19 protein-coding genes and 1 riboswitch are annotated in these 22,095 nt (G+C 29.2%); of the genes, 5 read left to right on the top strand and 14 right to left on the bottom strand.

Annotated features, from left to right (window positions below):
- Positions 1 to 51: 51 nt before the first annotated feature.
- Both BR69_RS0115745 and BR69_RS0115740 read left to right on the top strand, forming a co-directional pair.
- Entirely contained in the window at positions 52 to 1,113 is a 1,062-nt protein-coding gene (locus tag BR69_RS0115745) for a 4Fe-4S dicluster domain-containing protein (protein ID WP_027634047.1), read from the top strand.
- A 91-nt stretch (positions 1,114 to 1,204) separates the two neighbouring features.
- On the top strand, positions 1,205 to 2,011 hold the full coding sequence (locus BR69_RS0115740) for a DUF368 domain-containing protein (protein ID WP_027634046.1): 807 nt from the start codon (positions 1,205 to 1,207) through the stop codon (positions 2,009 to 2,011).
- A 207-nt stretch (positions 2,012 to 2,218) separates the two neighbouring features.
- Here BR69_RS0115740 and BR69_RS0115735 read toward each other — a convergent pair whose 3' ends face one another.
- From BR69_RS0115735 to BR69_RS0115705, 7 genes are all read right to left on the bottom strand, one after another.
- Positions 2,219 to 2,440, bottom strand: a complete 222-nt coding sequence (locus BR69_RS0115735) for a hypothetical protein (protein ID WP_027634045.1) — start codon at positions 2,438 to 2,440, stop codon at positions 2,219 to 2,221.
- A gap of 27 nt (positions 2,441 to 2,467) precedes the next feature.
- Positions 2,468 to 3,253: an ABC transporter ATP-binding protein gene (locus BR69_RS0115730; protein WP_027634044.1), complete on the bottom strand. Its 786-nt coding sequence runs from the start codon at positions 3,251 to 3,253 to the stop codon at positions 2,468 to 2,470.
- Position 3,254: 1 nt separating this feature from the next.
- A complete protein-coding gene (locus tag BR69_RS0115725; RefSeq protein ID WP_051623646.1) occupies positions 3,255 to 4,304 on the bottom strand; it encodes a FecCD family ABC transporter permease in 1,050 nt (349 codons plus the stop codon).
- Positions 4,305 to 4,477: 173 nt separating this feature from the next.
- Positions 4,478 to 5,410, bottom strand: coding sequence for an ABC transporter substrate-binding protein (locus BR69_RS0115720; protein WP_027634042.1), 933 nt, complete (start codon positions 5,408 to 5,410; stop codon positions 4,478 to 4,480).
- A 148-nt stretch (positions 5,411 to 5,558) separates the two neighbouring features.
- A riboswitch (cobalamin riboswitch) is annotated at positions 5,559 to 5,737 on the bottom strand.
- Between the two features lie 110 nt (positions 5,738 to 5,847).
- On the bottom strand, positions 5,848 to 6,855 hold the full coding sequence (locus BR69_RS0115715) for a pyruvate kinase (protein ID WP_027634041.1): 1,008 nt from the start codon (positions 6,853 to 6,855) through the stop codon (positions 5,848 to 5,850).
- Between the two features lie 63 nt (positions 6,856 to 6,918).
- Positions 6,919 to 8,937 carry a methyl-accepting chemotaxis protein gene (locus tag BR69_RS0115710; RefSeq protein ID WP_027634040.1) on the bottom strand — a complete coding sequence of 673 codons (2,019 nt, stop codon included), beginning with the start codon at positions 8,935 to 8,937 and terminating at the stop codon, positions 6,919 to 6,921.
- A 440-nt stretch (positions 8,938 to 9,377) separates the two neighbouring features.
- The gene (locus BR69_RS0115705) at positions 9,378 to 11,855 is read right to left on the bottom strand and encodes an ABC transporter substrate-binding protein (RefSeq protein ID WP_027634039.1); all 2,478 of its coding nucleotides are present in this window, start codon (positions 11,853 to 11,855) and stop codon (positions 9,378 to 9,380) included.
- Positions 11,856 to 12,091: 236 nt separating this feature from the next.
- Here BR69_RS0115705 and BR69_RS0115700 point away from each other — a divergent pair, with 236 nt between their 5' ends.
- A complete protein-coding gene (locus BR69_RS0115700; RefSeq protein WP_027634038.1) occupies positions 12,092 to 12,946 on the top strand; it encodes a YkgJ family cysteine cluster protein in 855 nt (284 codons plus the stop codon).
- A gap of 284 nt (positions 12,947 to 13,230) precedes the next feature.
- Complete coding sequence (gene uvsE, locus BR69_RS0115695; RefSeq protein WP_027634037.1) at positions 13,231 to 14,190, top strand: UV DNA damage repair endonuclease UvsE; 960 nt, start codon at positions 13,231 to 13,233, stop codon at positions 14,188 to 14,190.
- 284 nt (positions 14,191 to 14,474) lie between these two features.
- Here the strand turns inward: uvsE and BR69_RS0115690 are convergent, their stop codons facing one another.
- The 4 genes from BR69_RS0115690 to BR69_RS0115675 form a co-directional block, all read right to left on the bottom strand.
- The gene (locus tag BR69_RS0115690) at positions 14,475 to 15,314 is read right to left on the bottom strand and encodes a pyridoxamine kinase (protein WP_027634036.1); all 840 of its coding nucleotides are present in this window, start codon (positions 15,312 to 15,314) and stop codon (positions 14,475 to 14,477) included.
- Positions 15,307 to 15,828, bottom strand: a complete 522-nt coding sequence (locus BR69_RS20700; RefSeq protein ID WP_034850013.1) for an ECF transporter S component — start codon at positions 15,826 to 15,828, stop codon at positions 15,307 to 15,309. Before BR69_RS20700 ends, BR69_RS0115690 begins: the two co-directional genes overlap by 8 nt.
- Positions 15,829 to 15,979: 151 nt before the next feature.
- Positions 15,980 to 16,537 carry a hypothetical protein gene (locus BR69_RS0115680; protein WP_027634035.1) on the bottom strand — a complete coding sequence of 186 codons (558 nt, stop codon included), beginning with the start codon at positions 16,535 to 16,537 and terminating at the stop codon, positions 15,980 to 15,982.
- Between the two features lie 113 nt (positions 16,538 to 16,650).
- On the bottom strand, positions 16,651 to 17,601 hold the full coding sequence (locus BR69_RS0115675) for a hypothetical protein (protein ID WP_027634034.1): 951 nt from the start codon (positions 17,599 to 17,601) through the stop codon (positions 16,651 to 16,653).
- A 494-nt stretch (positions 17,602 to 18,095) separates the two neighbouring features.
- Between BR69_RS0115675 and BR69_RS0115670 the strand changes: the two genes are divergently transcribed.
- On the top strand, positions 18,096 to 18,455 hold the full coding sequence (locus tag BR69_RS0115670) for an SdpI family protein (protein ID WP_051623644.1): 360 nt from the start codon (positions 18,096 to 18,098) through the stop codon (positions 18,453 to 18,455).
- A 78-nt stretch (positions 18,456 to 18,533) separates the two neighbouring features.
- Here the strand turns inward: BR69_RS0115670 and BR69_RS0115665 are convergent, their stop codons facing one another.
- The 3 genes from BR69_RS0115665 to BR69_RS0115655 all read right to left on the bottom strand — a co-directional run bounded on the left by BR69_RS0115665 (position 18,534) and on the right by BR69_RS0115655 (position 22,095).
- A complete protein-coding gene (locus BR69_RS0115665; RefSeq protein ID WP_027634032.1) occupies positions 18,534 to 19,865 on the bottom strand; it encodes a TldD/PmbA family protein in 1,332 nt (443 codons plus the stop codon).
- Positions 19,855 to 21,303, bottom strand: a complete 1,449-nt coding sequence (locus tag BR69_RS0115660) for a TldD/PmbA family protein (protein WP_027634031.1) — start codon at positions 21,301 to 21,303, stop codon at positions 19,855 to 19,857. The genes BR69_RS0115665 and BR69_RS0115660 overlap by 11 nt, the downstream gene beginning before the upstream one ends.
- Positions 21,304 to 21,621: 318 nt before the next feature.
- On the bottom strand, positions 21,622 to 22,095 hold the full coding sequence (locus tag BR69_RS0115655) for a cupin domain-containing protein (RefSeq protein WP_027634030.1): 474 nt from the start codon (positions 22,093 to 22,095) through the stop codon (positions 21,622 to 21,624).

Here is a 22,095-nt window from a genome sequence, read left to right as displayed (position 1 = left end):
ATTTAAAATAATTATAATATATAGTAATACTATAAGGTTATGGAGGTATTTATGAACAGAATAGATGAGCGTCACACTATGTTTGCTCGAATGAATTATAAAGAGGGTACCTATCAATATGAAGATTACTACGAAAAAAATAAGGATAAAAAAACTCTAGATGATGAAATAAGAAAAAAGCCTAATTTATGTAGTCCTGGAACAATGTCTTATGATCCTATAAATTCCCCTATGGCAGAAGCTGCCTTTATGTTTTTACAGGATATTCATGGCTTAGCAGAAAAAACTCCTTCTAGAGATAAGGTTGAAGTTAATAAGGATACCATATCAAAAAGATTAAAAGGACTTGCCATCCATTATGGAGCTTGTCTTTCTAATACATTAGAAATGAAGGACTATCATTATTATTCTCATAGAGGAAGACAAGATAATAGCTATGGTGAAGAAATTAAGTCTCTGCATCCCTATGGAGTTGTCTTTGCTGTAGAAATGGATAAAGATATGATAAATAGAGGACCTCAGGTATCAGAAATAATAGAAACTTCAAAGGCTTATGTGGATGTATCCATTATTGGAATGATTATCTCCTATTACATAAGGTCTTTAGGTTACGAAGCTCGTAATCACATGGATGCTAATTATTTAGTTGTGGCCCCTCTAGTTGCTTTAGATGGTGGTATAGGTGATATAGGTAGAAATGGTATTATAACTACCAGAAAATATGGTTCTAGGGTTAGACTAGGAGTTGTAACTACTAATATGCCTCTTAACCAAGATCCTAAGGACACCTTTGGCTTAGACCATTTTTGTAATCTTTGCAGAAATTGTAGCATAGTTTGTCCTGGAAAAGCCATAGAAAAAGGAGATAAAACTTTAATCAATAATGATTTAAGATGGCAGATTAATCAAGAGAACTGTTATGACAGATGGAGAAGTCTTGGAACCGATTGCGGGATATGTATAAGTAGCTGTCCTTTTTCTCAAGGAGTAGATATGGAGAATATAAAAACCTTTGAAAATAATAGGGAAGCTATTAAAAACATTTTAAACTCTTTTAGAGAAACTCATAAAATAAGGCCATATATAAAAGATCCTCCTTTATGGTTAAAATAATATACATAAAATTTAACAATAAATCTCTTGTTAAGTTCTCTTATATATTATATAATTCCATATAATTTGTTTTTAATATTAGGAGGATTACATGAAGGGATTACATAATTTCTTAAAAGGCATGGCTATTGGAATTGCTACCTTAGTACCTGGAGTCAGTGGTGGTACCATGTCTATAGTATTAAATGTTTATGATGATTTAATACATTCTATTAGCTCATTCTTTAATAATTGGAAAAAGTCTTCTATTTTTCTGCTTCAAATTGGTGCCGGCGCATTTGCTGCTCTTTTATTATTTAGTAGAATATTAGAAAGTGCTTTATCTAAATTCCCATTTTTAATGAGCTTTTTATTTATTGGTATTATATTAGGCGGAATACCAGTATTATATAAAAAATCTACTAAGGAAAAAAGAAATAATAAGGATTTTACCTTTGCATTATTAGGATTTATTCTTGTTATAGCAATGTCTCTAAAACCCAGTGCTGTATCTACCTTAGCTACTTCTAATGGATTATCTAGTATGATTTTTCTTTTTTTTGCTGGCATAATTATAGCTGTGGCCTTGATACTTCCTGGAATAAGTGGTTCATTCCTACTTTTAACCTTAGGTTTGTATGATACTACTTTAAATGCTATAAACACCTTAAATATTCCATTTTTAATTCCTCTTTCTTTAGGGGTAATTTTAGGAACCTTAATCACAACAAAAATAATTGAAAACTTACTTAATAAATATCCAAGCAAAACCTATATGTTAATTTTAGGCTTTGTTTCTGGCTCCTTAGTAGCTGTATTCCCTGGAATGCCTACAGGAATTAATATGGTATATTGTCTTTTATCTTTAATTATTGGATTCTTCCTTATTCATAGCCTAACTAAAAGAGAGAAGATATAAATATATAAAAGAAGATTTTTATAAGAGGTACAAAATATAACTCCTATAGACCTCATATAACCTTCAGATGGTGTGTTCTTTCCACCATCTGAAGGTTATATGAGGTAATCTAGGGGCTAGGAGCTGTTCCCCCCCACCTTTTAGAGGATGGGGATGTTACAGCTCCTAGCCATCAGATAAAAATCTTCTTTTTATTATAGACTTACTTTATTGCTTGTCCCTAATTTTATCTATTATAAAAACTATAATTCCAATTACTATTATCCACTTCACAGCAAAAAATACCATCTTAGCTAATGTAAAGGCTATCATTAATGATATCACCCCAAAAAACATTATAGTTTTTAATCCCCAAGTAGTAAGATTTACAATAGAGGTTAATGTTAAGAAAATTACTAATGCAAGGATAATTGATAATAATGTTATCATAAGCTTAATCCTCCTCTTTACCCTAGATTATATATTATTATAGGGTAAAATTAAAGGACTGGAGTTAATGGGATTTTCCATAATATGAAACTCCATGCCATAAACTTCTCTTAATATCTCCTTAGTTATAACCTGAGAAGGATGACCTTTTCTAAAAACTTTTCCTTTGTCTAGTAATATTATCTCATCACTATATTGGGCTGCTATATTTAGATCATGAAGAACGCAAATTACTGTTTTATTAAACTTCTCCACTAACTCTTTTAATATATTCATAATTTGAATTTGATGGTGTATATCTAATTGAGATATAGGTTCATCTAAAAGCATTATAGGAGTTTCTTGGGTTAATGCTCTAGCTATTATAACCCTCTGCCTTTCTCCCCCACTTAACACATCTATATCTTCATTACGTAGGTCATAGGTTCCTGTAATTTTCATGGCTTTTTCTGCTATTTCTATATCCGCTTTACTCTCTTTTTGAAATCTTCCTATATGAGGATTTCTTCCCATAAGGACTATATCAAAAACATTATAAGAAAAATTAGTATGTGTATTTTGAGGTACTGAGGATAAGTTCTTAGAAAGATCTCTTCCTGAAAATCTTCCTATACTTTTCCCTTCAATATATATGTCTCCTTGATTCACATCTAATATTTTGCATATATGCTTAAGAAGAGTAGTTTTTCCAGATCCATTAGGCCCTACTATGGTATACAACTTCTTCTCTTCAAAATTCAAATTAATATTATTTAGTATGTTCTTTTCTGAAAGGATGCAACTTAAGTCTTTCACTCCTATTATTTCTTTCATGTTACAGCCCCTTTCTTTTATCTTTATTAAGTAAATATATAAAAAACGGTGCTCCAAATAAAGCTGTTATAACTCCTACTGGAATTTCTGTTGGAGGAATTACTATTCTTGATAAGGTATCACAAATAACTAAGAATATTCCTCCTAATACTGCAGAAAGTAATGTTAATGTTTTATGATTAGGTCCACTTATAATCCTTACTATATGAGGAATTATTAAGCCTACAAAACCTATAACTCCTGTAAAAGACACACAGAACGATACCATAAGGGCACAACAAACTATAAGAATTGTTTTTACTCGTTCTGTATTAACTCCAAGGTTTACAGCTCCTTCTTCTCCAACAGTAATTATATTTAAGTCTTTTGAATATATAATTATCACAGCTGTTCCTATAAGACCAACTATAAAAAGCATTATTACTTCCTTAATACTAGCTCCATTTAAACTTCCCATGGTCCAAAATACTATTTTTTCCATCTTATCTCTATTAAGAATCATAATTAAGGACATTATAGATGACATAAAAAAAGATACTGCTATACCTGACAATAATAAATTAACTGTAGGTATTTTTCTTCCTACCCTAGATAAGTTATATACTACAAAGGCAGTTATTAAAGAAAATATAAAAGCTATAATACTTACTAATCCCATACCTAAGATATATTTATCAAGTCCAAGAATTATAGCAATACTTGCCCCAAGGGCCGCTCCTGAAGATAACCCTAGGACATAAGGGTCAGCCATTGGATTTCTAAAAATCCCTTGGAATGTTCCTCCAACCACTGAAAGGATAGAACCACACAAGGATGCCATGAGTACTCTTGGCATCCTTATGTTTAGTAGTATTATTTTTGTGGTCTCTTTTATATAAGAGTCATCTATATAATTATTTATTATGGGTAGTCTTTTTAATAGTATTAAGGCTCCATCTTTTATAGATACATCACTGGCACCTAAAGCCACTGATATTATCATAGTTAAAACTAGTAATAGTATTAGTGAAATAAATACTAAACTAAAATGGTCCTTAATAAATTTCTTCATTTTTCCCTCTTTCATCTTAAAATCTGTTTCTTCCTTAAAACATCTAACTCATAAAGCAAAAGTTTAAAAAATACTGTATTATATACATAACTTTAATATTAAAATTTTAAGATTAAAAACATATTTTAATATATATCTATGATTTCTACTATTTAAATAATTTATAAAGCTTCTTATTTAAAAGCTTCTGGATGTATTATTTTTGCAAGTTCATATAAACCATCAGCTAGTCTTGGTCCTTGAAGATTTAAAATATTTTGATCAATTTCATAAATCTTATCTTCCTTAACTGCTTTTAAATCCTTATATCCATTAGTTTGTTTAAGTCCTTCTTTAGCACCCATTCCCTCTGCTACAACCATAAGGTCTGGATTACTCTCTACTACTTTCTCAAGGCTATACTTCCAACCCTTAAGATCCTTTGCTGAATTTTCTCCTCCAGCCATATTTATCATTTGTCCGATAAAGGTATCTCCTCCAGAAGTGAAGTCTCCGCCCTTACCATATCCTACAACATAATAAGTCTTTTTCTTATCTTTTCCTTCTACCTTTTTCTTAACATCTTCTACTTTCTTTTTCATTCCATCTACTATTTCATTGCCTTTATCTTTAGCATTTAAAACTGTTGCTACTTTATCTATGGTATCATAAACTCCTTCAAAGCTTTCTTCTCCATATAAAACTATAACTTTTATATTTAAGTCTTCTAACTTTTTAAGTACGTCCTCTTTAAAGTGAGTTGAGGCAATAACAACATCTGGCTTAAGTTCTACTATCTTTTCTATATTAGGATCCTGTAATCCCCCTATAGTTTCTACCTTTTTTATAGATTCAGGATAAGTACAAAAAGTTGTTCTTCCAACTAATTTATCTTCTTTTCCAAGAGCTGCTACTATCTCCGTTATACTTGGAGCAATAGATACTATTCTTTCTGGTTCCTTAGAAAGTGTTACCTCCCTATTATAAGAATCTTTTATTGTTAAGGGATATGTAACCCCTTGCTTATCTGTTGATTTTTTTTCTTCTGCAGTTTTACCACAAGCCATCATGGTAAATGCTAGCATAAATATTAACACTGATCCTAGAATCTTTTTAAAACCTTTCATTTTCTTCTTCCTCTCTAAATTATTTTTAAACCTTGAAGAAAGGGCAGTAAAAAAACTCATACCAAAGAAGGTATGAGTTTATAATTATCCTAATAAATTACTATAATAAAGGATACTACAAACGCCACTCCCCTTCCCTCCGAAGGAATTAGCTTATAAATTTAAGGCAGGTCTCCTGACTTATGGATCATTCTCCTCTTACCTTCCCGGCCTAAAGACCAGTGGTTATTAAGATTCGTCACCATTTACAGTAGCGGGGGCTGTAGTGGATTTAAACCACTTTCCCTTTTAAGCTCTAAAATGAGCACCATAAATTGCTATTTTAATTCCTCTTCATTATATATTAATAAATTTATTTTTTCAATAGTATAATTATAAGTATTTTATTTTCTTAAATAAATTTCTTATAAAACATTTATTATTAATGTTTATTATTTTTAACTCTTGTCTAGCGTATTTTTTATAAGAAACTTTAAAGTTCTTATGGAGTCTAAAGGATACTTCCCAACGCTTACCTCTGATGTCATCATAAATCCAGTTACCCTTTTAATTATAAAATTATATATACATTCAACTTCATTAAGATTAGGTTTTATTGAACTTTTCATACTAGATAATATATATGTGGCTATTATTATATCTTTATTGTGTTTTTTACTAATACTTATTATATTATCTTCAATGAGGGGTATATTCTTAATATCTATTTCTGCTACTAAGTCTCCCCTACCTATGACCACCCCATCAGATATTTTTATAATTTCCTCTATATTTTTTATCCCTTCATTACACTCTACCTTACTCCATATCAATGTACTTTTGTATGGTATATCCCTTAAATATTCCCTAAGCTCTACAATTATGTTTCTAGAATTTGTATAGGACATAAGAATTATATCAGGTTCTGCTTTTAAAACCTCCCTTAAATTATTTTTATCCATTAGGGTAAGTCCTATCCCCTCCCTATTCATTGAGGAAATATTTACGCCCTTCTCTTTTCTTATAATCCCTCCATCTAAACACTTAGTTTTAAAAAACTTTCCCTCTTCAAACTCTAACACCTTAAAATTCATGGTGCCATCTTTCATAGATATATATTTAGTGTAACTTAATCTTTTAAATCCACCTGGCACATATATGGGAAGCAGGTTGTCCTTTTTATTCTCACTCTTATAAAACTCCTCTGAGCAAAAATATATAATATGATCTTTCTCAGCCTTTTCAACTTTATTGTAAAGCCTTGATACCCTTAATTTACTCCCTTGGAGATCTATCATAGTTAATATCCCCTCATAATTATCCTTTATATATGTTATTTGCTCTTTTACCTTATCTATGTTTCCATGGGAAAGATTAAATCTAAAGCCTGTTGTTCCTTCTAATATAAAATTATCAATACTACAGTTATTTAAAAGGTTAGGTCCTACTGTAGATATTATATGCAAAATTAAAAACCCCCTTAAAAAAACTCTACAATGTAGAATATTTTAAAGGAGTCTATATTATTACTAATTAATTTTAAACTTTTCTATTTCTTCCTTCATCTTATTAACAGATAATTGAAGGGTGTAAGCAGAATTATAAACCTCTTCTGATGATGCACTAAGCTCTTCTGATGATGCTGATATCTCCTCTGAAGCAGCTGATACTTCTTGAGATATAGAGGACAATTCTTCAATTTTATCTATAATATGATTCTTTTTCAAATATATTTCTGTAGAATAATTACTTACATTATCTATTTTAGGAGTTATATTATTTATAGCTGAAGAAATATAATCAAAAGATTCCATAGACTTCTCAACCACTTCTCCTTGAGATTTGAGCTCTTCATTCATAGATTTAGTCTCATTTACTATCATGTCTATTTCACTCACTATAGAAGTTACTAAGTTATATATACTTCCTGAAGATTCTTTGCTCTGTTCTGAAAGTTTTCTTATTTCCTCTGCCACTACTGCAAATCCACGTCCTGCTTCCCCTGCTCTTGAAGCTTCAATAGCTGCATTTAAAGAAAGCAAATTGGTTTGTTCTGATATATTATTTATAAGACTTGTTATATTGTTAATCTGTTTAATAGTTGTGCTCATATTATGTATAGTACTACTAAACCTATAAAAGTTATCATTAAACTCATGTATTTCTTTTCTTAATTTACCCATATCCTTGGTGCTTTCCTTTGCACTTAAATCTACATCTGAAGACATTTTATTAATTTCTTGAATATATCCCTTCATAGAGTTTATTTTTTCTCCAAACTCCTCACATACTAAAAGTATATCATTTAATTTACTATTCTCATCACCTACCCCTTTTGCCACCTCATTAATAGCTCCAGATATTTCTTCTGATGATGAAGATAATTCACTAGATACAGAGGATAGATTATTAGATTGAATATCCACAGCCTTAGACTCTTCCTTTATTCCATATATCATATGTCCTATATCTTCTTTTGTCCTTTTAAGTGCCCTATATATTGATGATATTTCATCCTTTCTATTTAATTCCTTTTCTGATATATCTCCTGTAAAGTCCCCTGTACTTATCTTCTCCATATAAAAATTTAGACCTGATAATCTTTTACTTATGTTAAAAGCTACTATATATATAACTATTACTCCTAGTAACATAGCTATACTAGTAACAATTATAGACATAGTCATAATTCCATTTATAGGTCCTAGAACTTCATTTTCCTCAATGGATACAAATATAAAACTATTATCATCTACTGGTGCATAGGATCCAAAATACATATTTCCATTATACTCATATTCAAGGGTATCTATTTTCCCTGATATAACTTTTTCAATGGCTTCCTTATATCCCTCTAACTTTTTATTCTCTTTTACTGCTTCGAAAACACTAACTTCTCTTTCTAAAAGGTTAATATCTGTATCTGACACTATACTCCCTTTTTTATCTATTAAAAGCGAAACTCCTGTATCCCCTATATTCGTACTGTTTATTACATTATCAATATCACTTTTACTTCTTATTACTGCTAAAACTCCTTGAATTTCTCCTTTATATATTATAGGAGCTGAGTAAGCTATTTCAACATCGTCTATAAACTTAGAATAATAAGGATTAGTTCCGTATACCTTTCCCTTTAATGATTCTTTATAATATTCTCTCTCTCCAACTTGAAATGTATTTCCCTTAGCATCTATTGCATTTCCTTCCTTGTCCATAAGAAGGACTTCCACATGCTCTTCTTGTTCCATATTACTTTTTAGGACCTCTAATTTTTCACTAATTGGAACTTTAGGATCAGCTATAGAATTTAAGCTGGCTAAAGACTTAACCATATAAGTATATTTATCTTTTACGCCCTTCATAACACTTGAGGATTGCTTTGTAACCTCTTTTAAATATTTATTTGTAGTATCCATTAAAGTATTTTTAGCTCTTATGTAACTTAATCCCCCTATTGCTATTGATACTAACAGTATTAAAGGAATAAGCTTTAGTAGAAGTTCTGTTTTTATACCTCTACCCCTAACTTTATTATTTCTTTCCATAATTATTTCCCCCAATTTTCATATTATCTTATTTAAATAATAAGCTTTTTATTATATTTCTAATGTTATATGTAATGCAATCTTTTTATCTTATAAATTGTATAGTAAATCTTAATTACACTAAGAATTTTAATATAATCATTCCTAATATAAATTACTAGATCCTATATAATCCTAATAAAAATAGATATATGAATAAGCATATTCCTTAGAGTTTTCACCCTTTATGTAACCTTACTAATACCTTAGATATACTAATCTTATTAAATGTATTTCCCCTAAACTCTATACCTTGCCTATTACTCTCTTATAAGGCTTGTAGATATATCTTATCTACAAGCCTCTTTTCCACTATACAATATTTAAAGTCTTTATAATTTATAAAATTAACCTTTATCCTAAAATCAAAGTACAAAATTTTATTAAAATTTATGTTTTTCTTATTTTAAAGATATGTCATCAAATACAAATCTATCTAAGGTGCTTATTGTTAATTCTTTTAATTTATTACTATAAATTAAAGCTGACTTTATATTTGCTATAAATAAAAATGGTGCATCCTCTAATATATCCTTATTCATTTTTTCATATATATCCATTCTCTTTTTAGGATTAACAGTTCTTCTTGCTTCCTTCATAAGTTCTACTACAGATTCATTAAAATATCCAGTTTTAAAATAGCTTGTACTCATATTAAATAAGGCTTGTGTAAAGTTATCTAAGCCGCCAGTATCAGCTGTCCAACTTACTATTATCATATCCACCTTTGAAAAACCTTCATTAGTTAAGTATTTAGCTTTAGGTATTTCTACTTTCTCCACCCTTATTCCTGTGGATTCTATATCTTTTATTATATTTGTGACTATATCCCTATCATCATCCTTATATCCTTCCTTGACCCCTATTTGAAAAATATCACAAGACGAATTATAGCCACTTTCTTTAAGTAATTTTTTAGCCATATCTACATTATACTCATATACTACATTTTCACTTTTATACATACCTCTTGGAAATATGGATGTACACTTAGTTCCAAAGCCTAAAAGACATTTTGTTATAATATTATTTTTATTAATACAATAATTTATAGCTTGTCTAACTCTCTTATCCCTAGAGAATATATTGTTTCGATTAAGATTAAGAAAGCCCAATCTAGTACTTAAGTTATTGTAATATACTATATTATAATCATCATTGTCTTCATATTCTTTTAAGACTTCCCAATCTCCTGTACTTCTTAAAAAATCAAACTTTTCAGCTTTTAATACTTCTTTTAAGTCAAACTCCTTCGTATCTATATTTATAGTATCTATGTATGGTTTTCCTCCATAATATTCTTCAAAACCCTTAATGGTTATTATTCTATCATCTATCTTTTCTAGCTTATAGGCTCCACAGCTTGTAAGAACTCCTTTAGTCTTATAAGCGTTTTCACTAAATATGGCACAACTAGGTTGAGCTAAATTCATAAGAAACTCTGGATAACAATAGGATAAGGTTATCTTTAAGGTATAATCATCTATAACCGTTATGCCCTCTATATGGTTATCCTTCCCTTCCATATATCTATCTGCCCCATTAATAGAATCTAATACTGAAGAATCATTACACTTAGTTTTAGGATTTAAAACTCTCTCAAAAGAAAACTTAACATCTTTTGCTTTTAAAACACTTCCATCATGAAACTTAATATTTTTTCTTAATTTAAATATCCAAGTTAAATTATCTTCTTCTAAATACCAACTTTTAGCTATTCCAGGAAATACATCTGGAGAATACTTTTGAACCACTAAAGTAGAATATATACTCTGATATAATATAACCTCTCCTAACTGAAACGCATAAACAGGATCTAATGTTCTTAGAGCATTTTCTCCAATATTTAAAGAGGTATTTACACTATAGCTTTTATTCTTAATACTATTTAAAGTTTCTAATAAAATATTATTTTCTTCCTTAAGTTCTATAGAAAAGTCTTTTAGAGATTTTAAAGCACTCTTAACAAATTCAGCACTCATTAAAGAAGTTTCAACAATAGACAAGCTCTTTTCTGCATATTCATTTATATCCTCTGATATTGTATTTAAAGATTCTACTGATGACAGCTGTCCTTCTATTAATTCATTCATATCTCCTATTATGCCCTTAGTCTTTTCTACTGCTGAAGATATTCCACTAAAAGTACTCTTTGTTTTTGTAGATAATTCTATTCCTATATTAATTTTATCATCACTTTCTTTTATAGCATTTAAAGTGTTTTCAACGCTAAAGTTTACATCCTTTAATATATCACTTATATTATTAGCAAAATCTTTACTCTGTTCTGATAATTTTTTAACCTCTCCTGCGACTACACTAAAACTTCGTCCATATTCTCCTGCTCTTGCTGCTTCTATAGCTGCATTTAAAGCTAAAAGATTAGTTTGATTAGATATTGTCTTTATAGCATCAGATATCATATTTATACTTTGAAACTTATCATTTAAGTCTAACACCTGATTCTTTATATAAGTAACACTATCAATTATCTCTTTCATGGAATTTAAAGAATTAAGTATGGTAGAATTACCCTCTTCTACAACTTTTATGGTTTTATTTGCCTCTTCACTTGATCCTAATATATTATCATTTAGTTTATGCCATAGGGATGTATGTCCTTTTATTTCTTCTATAATTCTAGAGACAAATAAAAATTGATTATCCACAGTATTAGAAATTTGATTTATTGAATATAATAAACCATCTATGGTAGATGTAACATCTTCTACTCTATTTATCAGCTTTCCCATGGATATCTCTTGATTATGTTTTATTATATTAATTCCCTCTCCCTCAATCTCCTTATTCTCTTCCCCTTCCTCATTTAAAAAACTTGTGTTTTGTACTTCTCCTTTGTTTTTCCTTTCAAACCACATAATAATCCCCCTCTTAAGAAATATACTTCCTCCTCTTCTACTCTTTCAATATTTACCCCAAACCCATACCCTATATTATACCAAATTTCCTATTTTCTTGCCACATAACTTTATCATCTATTATGTTTATACAAAGTTTTACCTTCTTACTATTGTCTTTGTCATTTTTCTAATCCTATGTTATAATAATCTCTAAATGCCCTTAAGGCTGGACATTATTATATAGGAGGATTTTAATGGAAAACATTTTCTCAAAAGAAATTAAGGTGAATATAGGAATAAATGAGGATTGTCCTTGTAATAGTGGAAAGAATTATGGTGATTGTTGTAAAAATAAAAACCATGAATATATGACTCTAGGTAAAAATCATAAAGGAGTTAATATTGTATTTAACAACTCCATGAACATGGAAACCTATGATAAAATATCAAATTTTGCCTTAGAAAATATTTTTTCCCTAAAAGAATATGAATATATAACTATAAGTAAAGGTGAAGAACTTATACATAATATATATTCCATGGTGGATGAGGGAATATCTCAATTTGAAACTTATGCCCCTTGCACCAAGGGTTGTAGCCGCTGTTGTAGCTTATATTTAGAATGTACTGCTATAGAAGCTGAGGCTATAAGACGTCATATAAAGTCCACTAAAACTGAAGAAGAGATTAAAGAAATTGAAGTTTACATAACTACTATGAAGGAAAAGATGGAGACTACTAAATCTCCTCATGATTTAGAGCATACTACTCTTCATGATATGTATTATAACTATTTAAAGGAAGACACTCCTTGTATGTTCCTAAAGGAAGATAAATCTTGTGGTATTTATACTACAAGACCTTTAAGATGTAGAGGATTTATAGTATTTACATCTTCTGATAAGTGTTCTTTAACTAAGGAAATTGTAACACCAAAGCTTCCCCCTATATACATAGGGAATTTAGCTATAGAACATCTCTCTATGAAGGTTGGAAGATATAAAAGTCTAACTTATGTAAATGAAAATAATGAAGCTAAACCTATAAAAAGATGTCTTCTTCAATGGTTTAATAAGGGATTAGATTCTATAGATAGAACTATTGAATAAAAATAAAGCTACTATTATGATATTGATAAAATCAATAAGTAATAGTAGCTTTATTTCTATGTTTTATAAAAAGTACCACACTATATGCTTATTATAAAAATAAAACTATTTTCTGTGAATTATATCTACTATTACTAGGTAAAATAAGCTTATTAATCTAATGTTTTTATTAAATTCTTTTAAATATTAAAATAAGTTTTTCCCATACATCTATTTTAATATTAAATTAATAAGATATAAGTTTATAATATATTTTTTAATTACTAAAAAAGCAGGTGAATAAATTGAAAATAAGACTTGGATATGTAGCTATAGCCTTAAATCTTCCAAAGGTTACAACATCAAGTACTGTTACCTTTACTAACTATAATAAAATTCAAGGAGAAGAGAATAAACTTAATAAATTAAAAAAAGTTGGACTTTCTAATTTAGAAGACTTACACACCATATTAGAATATAACATAGAAAATAATATTCATTTTTATAGGATAACCTCTACCCTTATACCTCTTTCTACCCATCCTGAAGTAGAATTTAATTATAGAAATATATTCAAAAAAGACTTTGAAAAAGTAGGGAAATTAATTAACAGTACTAATATGAGGGTAGATACTCATCCTAATGAATTTAACGTAATAAATAGTATTCGTCCAGAGGTGGTCCATAATACTATAAGAAATCTTTGGCCCCATGTTCATCTATTTGAAGATTTAAATTATCCCAAAGGAAAAATGGTTATACATGTAGGTAGTTCTAAAGGGGGTAAAGATATTGCCCTTAAAAGATTCAAAGATAATATAACCTCTAAAATTCCCCAGGAAATAAGTAATAAATTAATAATAGAAAATGATGATAAAACTTTTAACATTCTTGAAGTTTTAAGTCTATGTAAGGATTTAAGTCTTCCCATGGTCCTAGATGTCCATCATCATAATTGCAATAACTCTGGAGAAAACTTAAAAGATTTTATTGAGGATATTTTTAATACCTGGAACAATGAATCTCTTCCTCCTAAAATCCATTTCTCCTCTCCTAGGGATTATGATAATGATAGAAAGCATGCTGACTTTATAGATGCAGAATCCTTTATAGAGTTTTTAGATATGTGTAAAGTTATAGATAGAGATTTTGATATTATGCTAGAATCAAAGAAAAAGGATTTAGCTTTATATAAACTTGTTGAGGATATAAAAAAACTAAGACCTAATTGGGTATGGGAAGATTCAAGTACCTTAGTTATATAACTTATCATGAAAATTTCAATATAAGTATTTAAGTTTAAAATTTAATTTATACCTCTGACTAAATCCTTATAAATTAAGGATATTTCAATGGATAAGTTAATTATTTATATTAAAATCCTATATAGTCTTTTAATATGAAATCTTAGTTTATTTATTAAAAATACTTTTAATTAATCTTGTATTATTATATATATTAATTTAAAAATTTAATTGTCCATATAAAAATAAGGAATCTACCAATTTATTTTTCAAAACTTATTGATAGATTCCTTTTATATTTCTTATTAAATTAAATTTCTTAAATACTTTTCTATAGGAATACCTCTTCTTGAATCATAACCTTCTAAGGATTCCATATCTTTTATTATTTCATATATAAAATTCATTGCCTTATGTGCACCTTCATAAAGGCTACCATTCCTAAGAACCCATGCCAAAAGTATTGAAGTAAAAGCATCTCCAGTACCGGGATATGATCCTCCTATATATGGGGTAGATATAATCTTATACTCTCCCTTATTATCCATAACAAATACATTAGCCTTGTTATTTTCATCTTCTAAAGGAACACTAGTTATTACTACATTATCTATATTATTTCCTATAAGCCTCTCTCCTAAATATATAACCTCCTTAAGAGAAATGGTGGTTTTATATTTTTCTCCTAAGAGGAGGGTTGCTTCTGTATAATTAGGGGTGATTATATTAGCTCCCTTTATAATTTCCTTCATCATGTCTATATTTTCCTCAGTAAAACTACTGTAAAGTTTTCCCCCATCCCCTAATATAGGATCTACTAATAACACTGTGTCTTTTTTATTAAAATTATCTATAAACTCTTTAATTATTTCTCCATGGTTGAGAGAGGGTATATACCCTACATATATGCCATTAAAATAAGGATTTATATCCTTCCAGTGATTTATGTGATTTTTCATATATTCACTAGACTCCATTTTAGCTGGAGTTCCAAAACCTCCAGTATGAGAAGACAAAATCATAGTAGGAAGAAATGATACTTCACATCCCATAATAGACATAATTGGCATTATGGTACTTAAAGCTGCTCTTCCTATTCCGCATATATCATGAATCACTGCGCAATTTTTAACTATATTATTCATAAATTTTAATTTTCCCCTTCTTAAGCAATGGTTTTATTACTAAGGATATAGGTATTGTTATAGCTATTCCTAAGGAAGTAGTTATAAGAGATGAGCTTAGCTTTAAAACAGCAACATGAAATCCATAAAATACAAACCAGTTTACTAAGAAGTATCCACCTAAGGATACTACTCCCCCTAATATAAATCCAATTATATTTAAAATATGATTATTCCCTTCCTTTCCCATACTAAAGGCTACTTTACCTGCCACATATCCTGTTAAGCCCTTAATTATAAATGTTGGTATAGTAAATAATACATATTTAGGATCTAAAAGATCAAACAATGCACATCCTATAGCTCCAGCAAATCCAGCATCCTTCCCAATTAAAATTGCACTTAGAAATATTGCTGTGGTTCCTAAATGTACCATAGTTGGACTTCCTCCTATATAGAAGGTTATTCCTAAAATTGTTCCTATATAGCACAAGGCTGAAAATAACCCTATTAAAATTATTCTTTTAGTTTTCATAATAAATATCCCCCTAACATCATCTTCTTTTGTAATTATATAATTTAAATATGAATTCCCAAAATGTATGGATACAAAGTAAAATGTATCCATACAAAAAAGTGTTGCCATCCCCTTTCCTTAAGGTTATGGCAACACTTACAATTATATATTATTTTAAATCCTGTTTTTTATACTTATCTAATATGCTAGCAATTAGATGATTGGCCACAGTAAAGTTTCTATACTGTGAATGTACATTTATTATATTTTTTGATCTTAAAAAGAAGTTACATCTTAACTTATATACTATTAATAAAGAAGCTAACAGTCTATTTTTCTCTGTTGGATTCTCTTCTAATAATACATTTTCTATAAAATCTTTAATTACAAATTCATTATTACCATTTTTGAAAGTCTCATCTGCATTCATAGTAAGTCTTTTAAAAATCTCATTGGTTTTATTACTTTCAATATATCGCTTTTTAAAATAATTATAATAAGCATCAACAAAACTATCTGATCTATTTAAGCTCTCTATCTTAAGCTCATGAAGAACAAAATCCGCAATGTTCTGTCCTTTGCTTACACCCTTACATGCCTTTGCCTCAAACATATCCCACATGAAGGTAAAGAGTTTCAGCTGCTCTAAATCTTCCTTGTCTAATGTGGGGCTAAAACCTAGATAATTATTTATCCATCTTAACTCATCAATTTTTAAAAAATTCATATTACCCCTCCTCATTTCCAGCTAATACTTTATACTTTTACTTATTATACCAGTTATTCCAGGGTAATTAAATATATACGTAGATTAATTTATAAACAATTTACTTATTTAACTTACTCTTCATGATAAAAATCACAAGATATACCTATTTCTAGCTTCTGATTTTTTATAAACTCTACTAAGGAATTAAATAACTTTTTCCCACTAGCTATTGTGTTTATATTTACATTTTGATTTCCAAAACCTTTTATCCCCTCTTTTACATAATTAAAACACGGAAGTTCAATTAGTAAAGGAGATATATCTGGTCTTTCAAATCCTATATGGTGACTAAGTAAATCTACTTCCACACTAGGTACAAAACTATACATTCCCTTATAACTGTCTTCATAAGTAGCTCCAATATAAAGACTATATTTATTATCCTCTAAACTTTCTATGGAATTATAATAATACCATTCCTTTAATCTTTCAAAGTTATCAATATAACTCTTAGGTGCCTTATGCTTCTTTAAATAACTTATAACTGACTTCTCAAAATCATCTTTGCTACTAGTTTTTATGTTATCTATCCTATACCTTACTATGAACACAGTATCACATATAAAGGTATCATATATTTTTTTCCTTTTAGTTTTACTAGTCTCTGACTTTCTTCCTGTTCCAAATAATAATACATCGCCTGGATCTAATGTTTTCAATTCTTCTATATAATCCTGCTGACAATTAGAATATAAAAACATATTACCCATTATTAAAGGATCCGTACTTATTTTTAATTCTGTATCATCCTTATTAAAATTTTTAATTAAGGTATGATGAAGAGCACTTGGATGATTTTCTTTCTTTAGAATTTCTTTTACCATGGTAAACTTTGAGGTTCCTTCCCACTCTCCCCAAAATCCTAAAACTTTTTCCTCTTCTTTATCTTTTAGTATTTTTCCTCTTGATATTATATACTTTCTTGTATGTGCCCTTTCCTTAGGTAATGGGCAAAATCCATCCTTATGTTTAATAACTTCTCTCTCACTCCCTGGGTGAAAGAATAATACAAGCTTACTCAACCCTATTCCTCCCCTTTGACTTATTAAATCTATCTCTCTTAATAAATATTCAAAAAATCTTCCTTTTATTCTTAATATTTAAGCATTGAAGTTAATTGATTTAATTTAACAAAAAATAAAAAAGAACTACCCATAATAAGTAGTTCTTTTTCTCTTCCTAATCCTATAATTAAAAATTAAATATTGTTCCCTAAATCTTAATTAAACAAATTATAACATTTATATGCTTTTAATATAAATTATACATTAAATAACAAATTATATCAACCATTATTTGACTTATATCTATATTTATTTTAATTATCTCATACAAGTAATTAACTTTTTTAATTATAAAAATTTCTTATATTACATATAAATTTCTTATACTTTATCGATATATTCCTATGATAAACTTAAGTTATACTATACTCTTTCTATTTTCCTATAATTTAAGATAAATAAAGTTTATCTCATGTATTTATATTTAATGTTTATCAAGGAGTGATCTCTAAATGTTTCATTTTCTTTGGTTAGTAGTTACAGAGCTCTTTCCAATACTTTTTATTTTTATGGGATGGTATATAAGAACTAAACATTCTCAATATCCTGAATTTACTGTAGGTTATATAACAGAATTCTCTACACTAAATAATAATACTTGGCTAGAAGGAAACAGGTTCTGTGGAGAAATGTTAGAGCTTTCTGGTATATTGTCCTCTATGTTAACTTTAGTTTTGTATATATTTAAAAATTCTCTTTTTCAATATACTATATATTTTACAGCATTTATATGTTTATTCAGTGTTTTCTACACAGAAGTACATCTTAGACGAGTATTTCATAATGATGGACACTTAAAATCTAAGTATTAAAAATCTTCTTATACAATATCATATAAATAAAATTAATGGGTTAAAACTAATATACTAGTTTTAACCCATTAATTTATTTTAAACCTCTGTTTTTCCTGTTATATGGAAATTATTTATTTTCATATAAGGCACAAGTTGTGATACGAAAAATGATGGTACCTTTTCTCTCTCCTTTGAAACATATTCTACATTATTAAAAGCATTTAATAATGTTTCCGTAAATCTCATATTTTTAACTGGATATTTTATTTCTCCATTCTCTACCATGAATACTCCATCTCTAGTAAGTCCGGTTAATAGGCCTTGTCTTGAATCTACTACATTCATATAATGGAATCTTGTTATTAATAATGCCTTCTTACTTTTCTTTATTATTTCTTTAATACTTTCTTCTCCTTCCCCTACTATTATATTAATAGGAAAAGCTCCCCCTCCATATCCAAAGGAATGACCTGTATTCTTTTCATTACAAAGAATGGAGTTTTTACTATCATATACAGTTCCCTTAAATACTCCCTTTTCTATAATGGTTACTGGAAGTCTTTCAAATCCTTCGAAATCAAAAGGTATTCTATGGGTATCATTGTGATTTAAATCATCTTTTATTGTTATCTTATCATTAAATACCTTCTCTCCAATCTTTCCGCTTAAGAAAGAAAATCCCTCCCTTAAATCTTCTGCACTAAATCCTGTAAAATTCATGAAATCTATAAGGTCTCCCACTGCTAAAGGTTCTAATATAACATCATAATATCCAGGCTCTATAGATCTCGGTTTTCTTCCCATTCTAGCCTTTTCATAAGCTCTATTGAATATAGCTAAAACGTCCATATCTTCATCTTTACTAGCTGTGACTTCCCCATACCCTGAGGCTCCATCTTCATGAATTACAACCACATTAAAGTTTACAGTTAATATATCTTTATATCTTTTAATTCCATTCGAATTTCCAAGAGCTACAAACCCTGTATTTAAAGATAGAGAGCCAGCTATTTTATATCCTTCCTCTAAGTTTTCTACACATTGTCCTATAAGTTTTGCCCTATTAGGGATAGAAAACCTTTCTTTTAAACCTTCATCTATTCCCTCATCCTCTAAAAATAAGGGCTCTATTGGAGAAGAAAATTCATATTCTCCTTCTGGTAAAAATTCTATATTTAATTCTGCCTCTTTTAGAGCATTTATTAGCTCATCTTCTTCTAATAGGTTAGTAGATACCTTGCATATCTTCTTACCATCTATAACTGTTATATTTACAGTTGTGTTATTACTATATACATTTTGATGTATCTCAGAGTTAGCAAAACGGGTTAGCCCCTCTTCTTCTACATTTATTTTAATTAAGGTAAAATATCTTGCCTGCTCTAATATCTTATCTATAACTTGGTAGCACTTATCCTTATTTAACATCTTTAACACCTACCTTTACTTTTCTAAATCTTGCTGGGGATGAGCCATGAGCTACATGGGCTACTTGTCCTGGTTGTCCCTTTCCACAGTTAGGAGTTCCATATACCTTCCAATACTTTTCATTACTTACGCCATCACAGCTTCCCCAGAATTTTGGTGTTATTCCTGTATATATTGGATTCTTAAATATTTTTCCTGTAAGCTTTCCATCTTTTATTTCGTAGGCTATCTCTGTGGAAAATTGGAAGTTTACTCTTTTATCATCTATACTCCAACTCTTATTTGTACATAAATATAATCCATAGTCTATGCCTTTTATTAACTCATCAAACTCAAAATTTCCTGGCATTAGACTTATATTAGTCATTCTAACAATGGGCATGTTATACCATCCATCTGCCCTATTAGTTCCATTAGATTTTCTTCCTATTTTTATAGCAGTATCTCTAGATGATAGAAAATCTTTAAGTATTCCTTTATCAATTATTACTGTTTTCTGGGCCTTAACTCCATCGTCATCATATCCAAAGGTTCCTAAAGCTCCTTTTATTGTTGCATCTGCCACAATAGTTACATGCTCTGATCCATACTTAAACTCTTCTTTAAGCTTATCTACAGTAACAAAGCTCATGCCTGCATAAGCAGCCTCTGATCCAAATATTCTATCTAATTCAATGGGATGTCCTATGCTTTCATGAATTTGAAGGGTTAATTGTCCTGAATCTATAACTAAGTCAAGTTCTCCATTTGGACATTCCTCTGCTTCTAATAGAGCTTCTGCTTCTTTAGCTATCTTATTAGCATTACCTACTAAATCCATATTAAGTATATATTCATATCCTGCTGTACCATGATTTCCCCTAAAGGAGTTTGGATAACTTCTAATTTGCATGTCAGAGTCATTTGAGGCGATAGCTACTATTCCAGCTCCAGATTCATAAAGAGTCTGAGTTATATAGCTGCCTTCTGTATCTGCAAATATCTTTTCCTCCTTTTGAAAATCCATAGATCCCTCTGTTCTTTTAAGATTAGTGCCCCTTCTCATCTCTTCTTCTGCCTTAATTAAAAGATCTATTTTTTCTTTTTTAGATACCTTAAAAGGATCCACCTCTATAGGTGTTTCATAATGATCCACATAGGACTCCTTTTCTGATAATCTAATCTTTTCCTTTTGAAGAGTCCTACTACTCTTTGCAATATCTAATGCCTTCTTAGCTATATCTTTTATATTTTCTAAATCTTGTGTACTTGCAAAACCTAAAGAACCATCATAAATAACTCTAACCCCAATTCCTTTACTTCTAGAGTTTAATAATGAAGTCACCTTTAAATTCTCTGTACTTATTCTTTCAACAGTTCTATCTACTACTCTAATATCTGCATAATCTACTTCCTGATTCTTTAGATACTCAAGTACTTCTAAAATTTTTTCTTTCAAAATCTAGCCCCCCTATAATATGTTATTATTTAAATGATTATATCATTTTTTATTCACACTTTTCTACAAATTTATTCCATTATAGTAATTTTCTTATACGTAACACTTTTAAAACTAAATCTTTAAACTAAATACTCTTATAATATTTATATTTTAAAATTACTATATCTAACATTATTAATAGAAACCAAAAAGAGCAAGGCTAACGCCTTGCTCTCCATATATATAGTAATGAGAAAGATTTTGTGTTGTGTTGTTTAAGGGTTATTTATATGATGGCTACTAAATGTACCATCAACTGAAGGAAGATTCCTTCTATTAATCGTTTTGTGATGCCCAGTCTGCTGGGTATGTTACATATATAAATCTTGCAGAGTTTGGAACTGAAAATTGTATCTTGCTTCCCTTAGGAATTAAGATAAGTTCACCTGCATCTGCTGACACTTTTCTTCCATCTATTATTATGTCTAGGTGTCCTTCTATAACATAGTCTATTTCATCATAGTTTAAAGTCCAATCAAAAGTTGTTTCTTTCATTTCCATGATTCCACATCCAAGTCTTGGGCTTTCCTCTAGTGTAAATAAATCTTTTGTGTAAACTACATCATTAGGATTTCCTGTGTCTAATCTATTAGACTCATCCACCTTAACTGTATTTAGCTTAACTGAAGTTATTCCGCTTATATCTCTGTCACATACAAAATCATGTGCTGAGCCACCTTTAGCTTCATTTAATTTCTCTTCTATTATTTTTCTTACTAATTGCTCTATTACATTAGAATCTAAGTTCAT

The sequence above is a fragment of the Clostridium hydrogeniformans DSM 21757 genome (genome assembly GCF_000686705.1).
Classification (GTDB): Bacteria; Bacillota; Clostridia; order Clostridiales; family Clostridiaceae; genus Clostridium_Z; species Clostridium_Z hydrogeniformans.
Note: the sequence above shows the minus strand (reverse complement) of the source record. Positions and strands in the feature narration are given on the sequence as shown.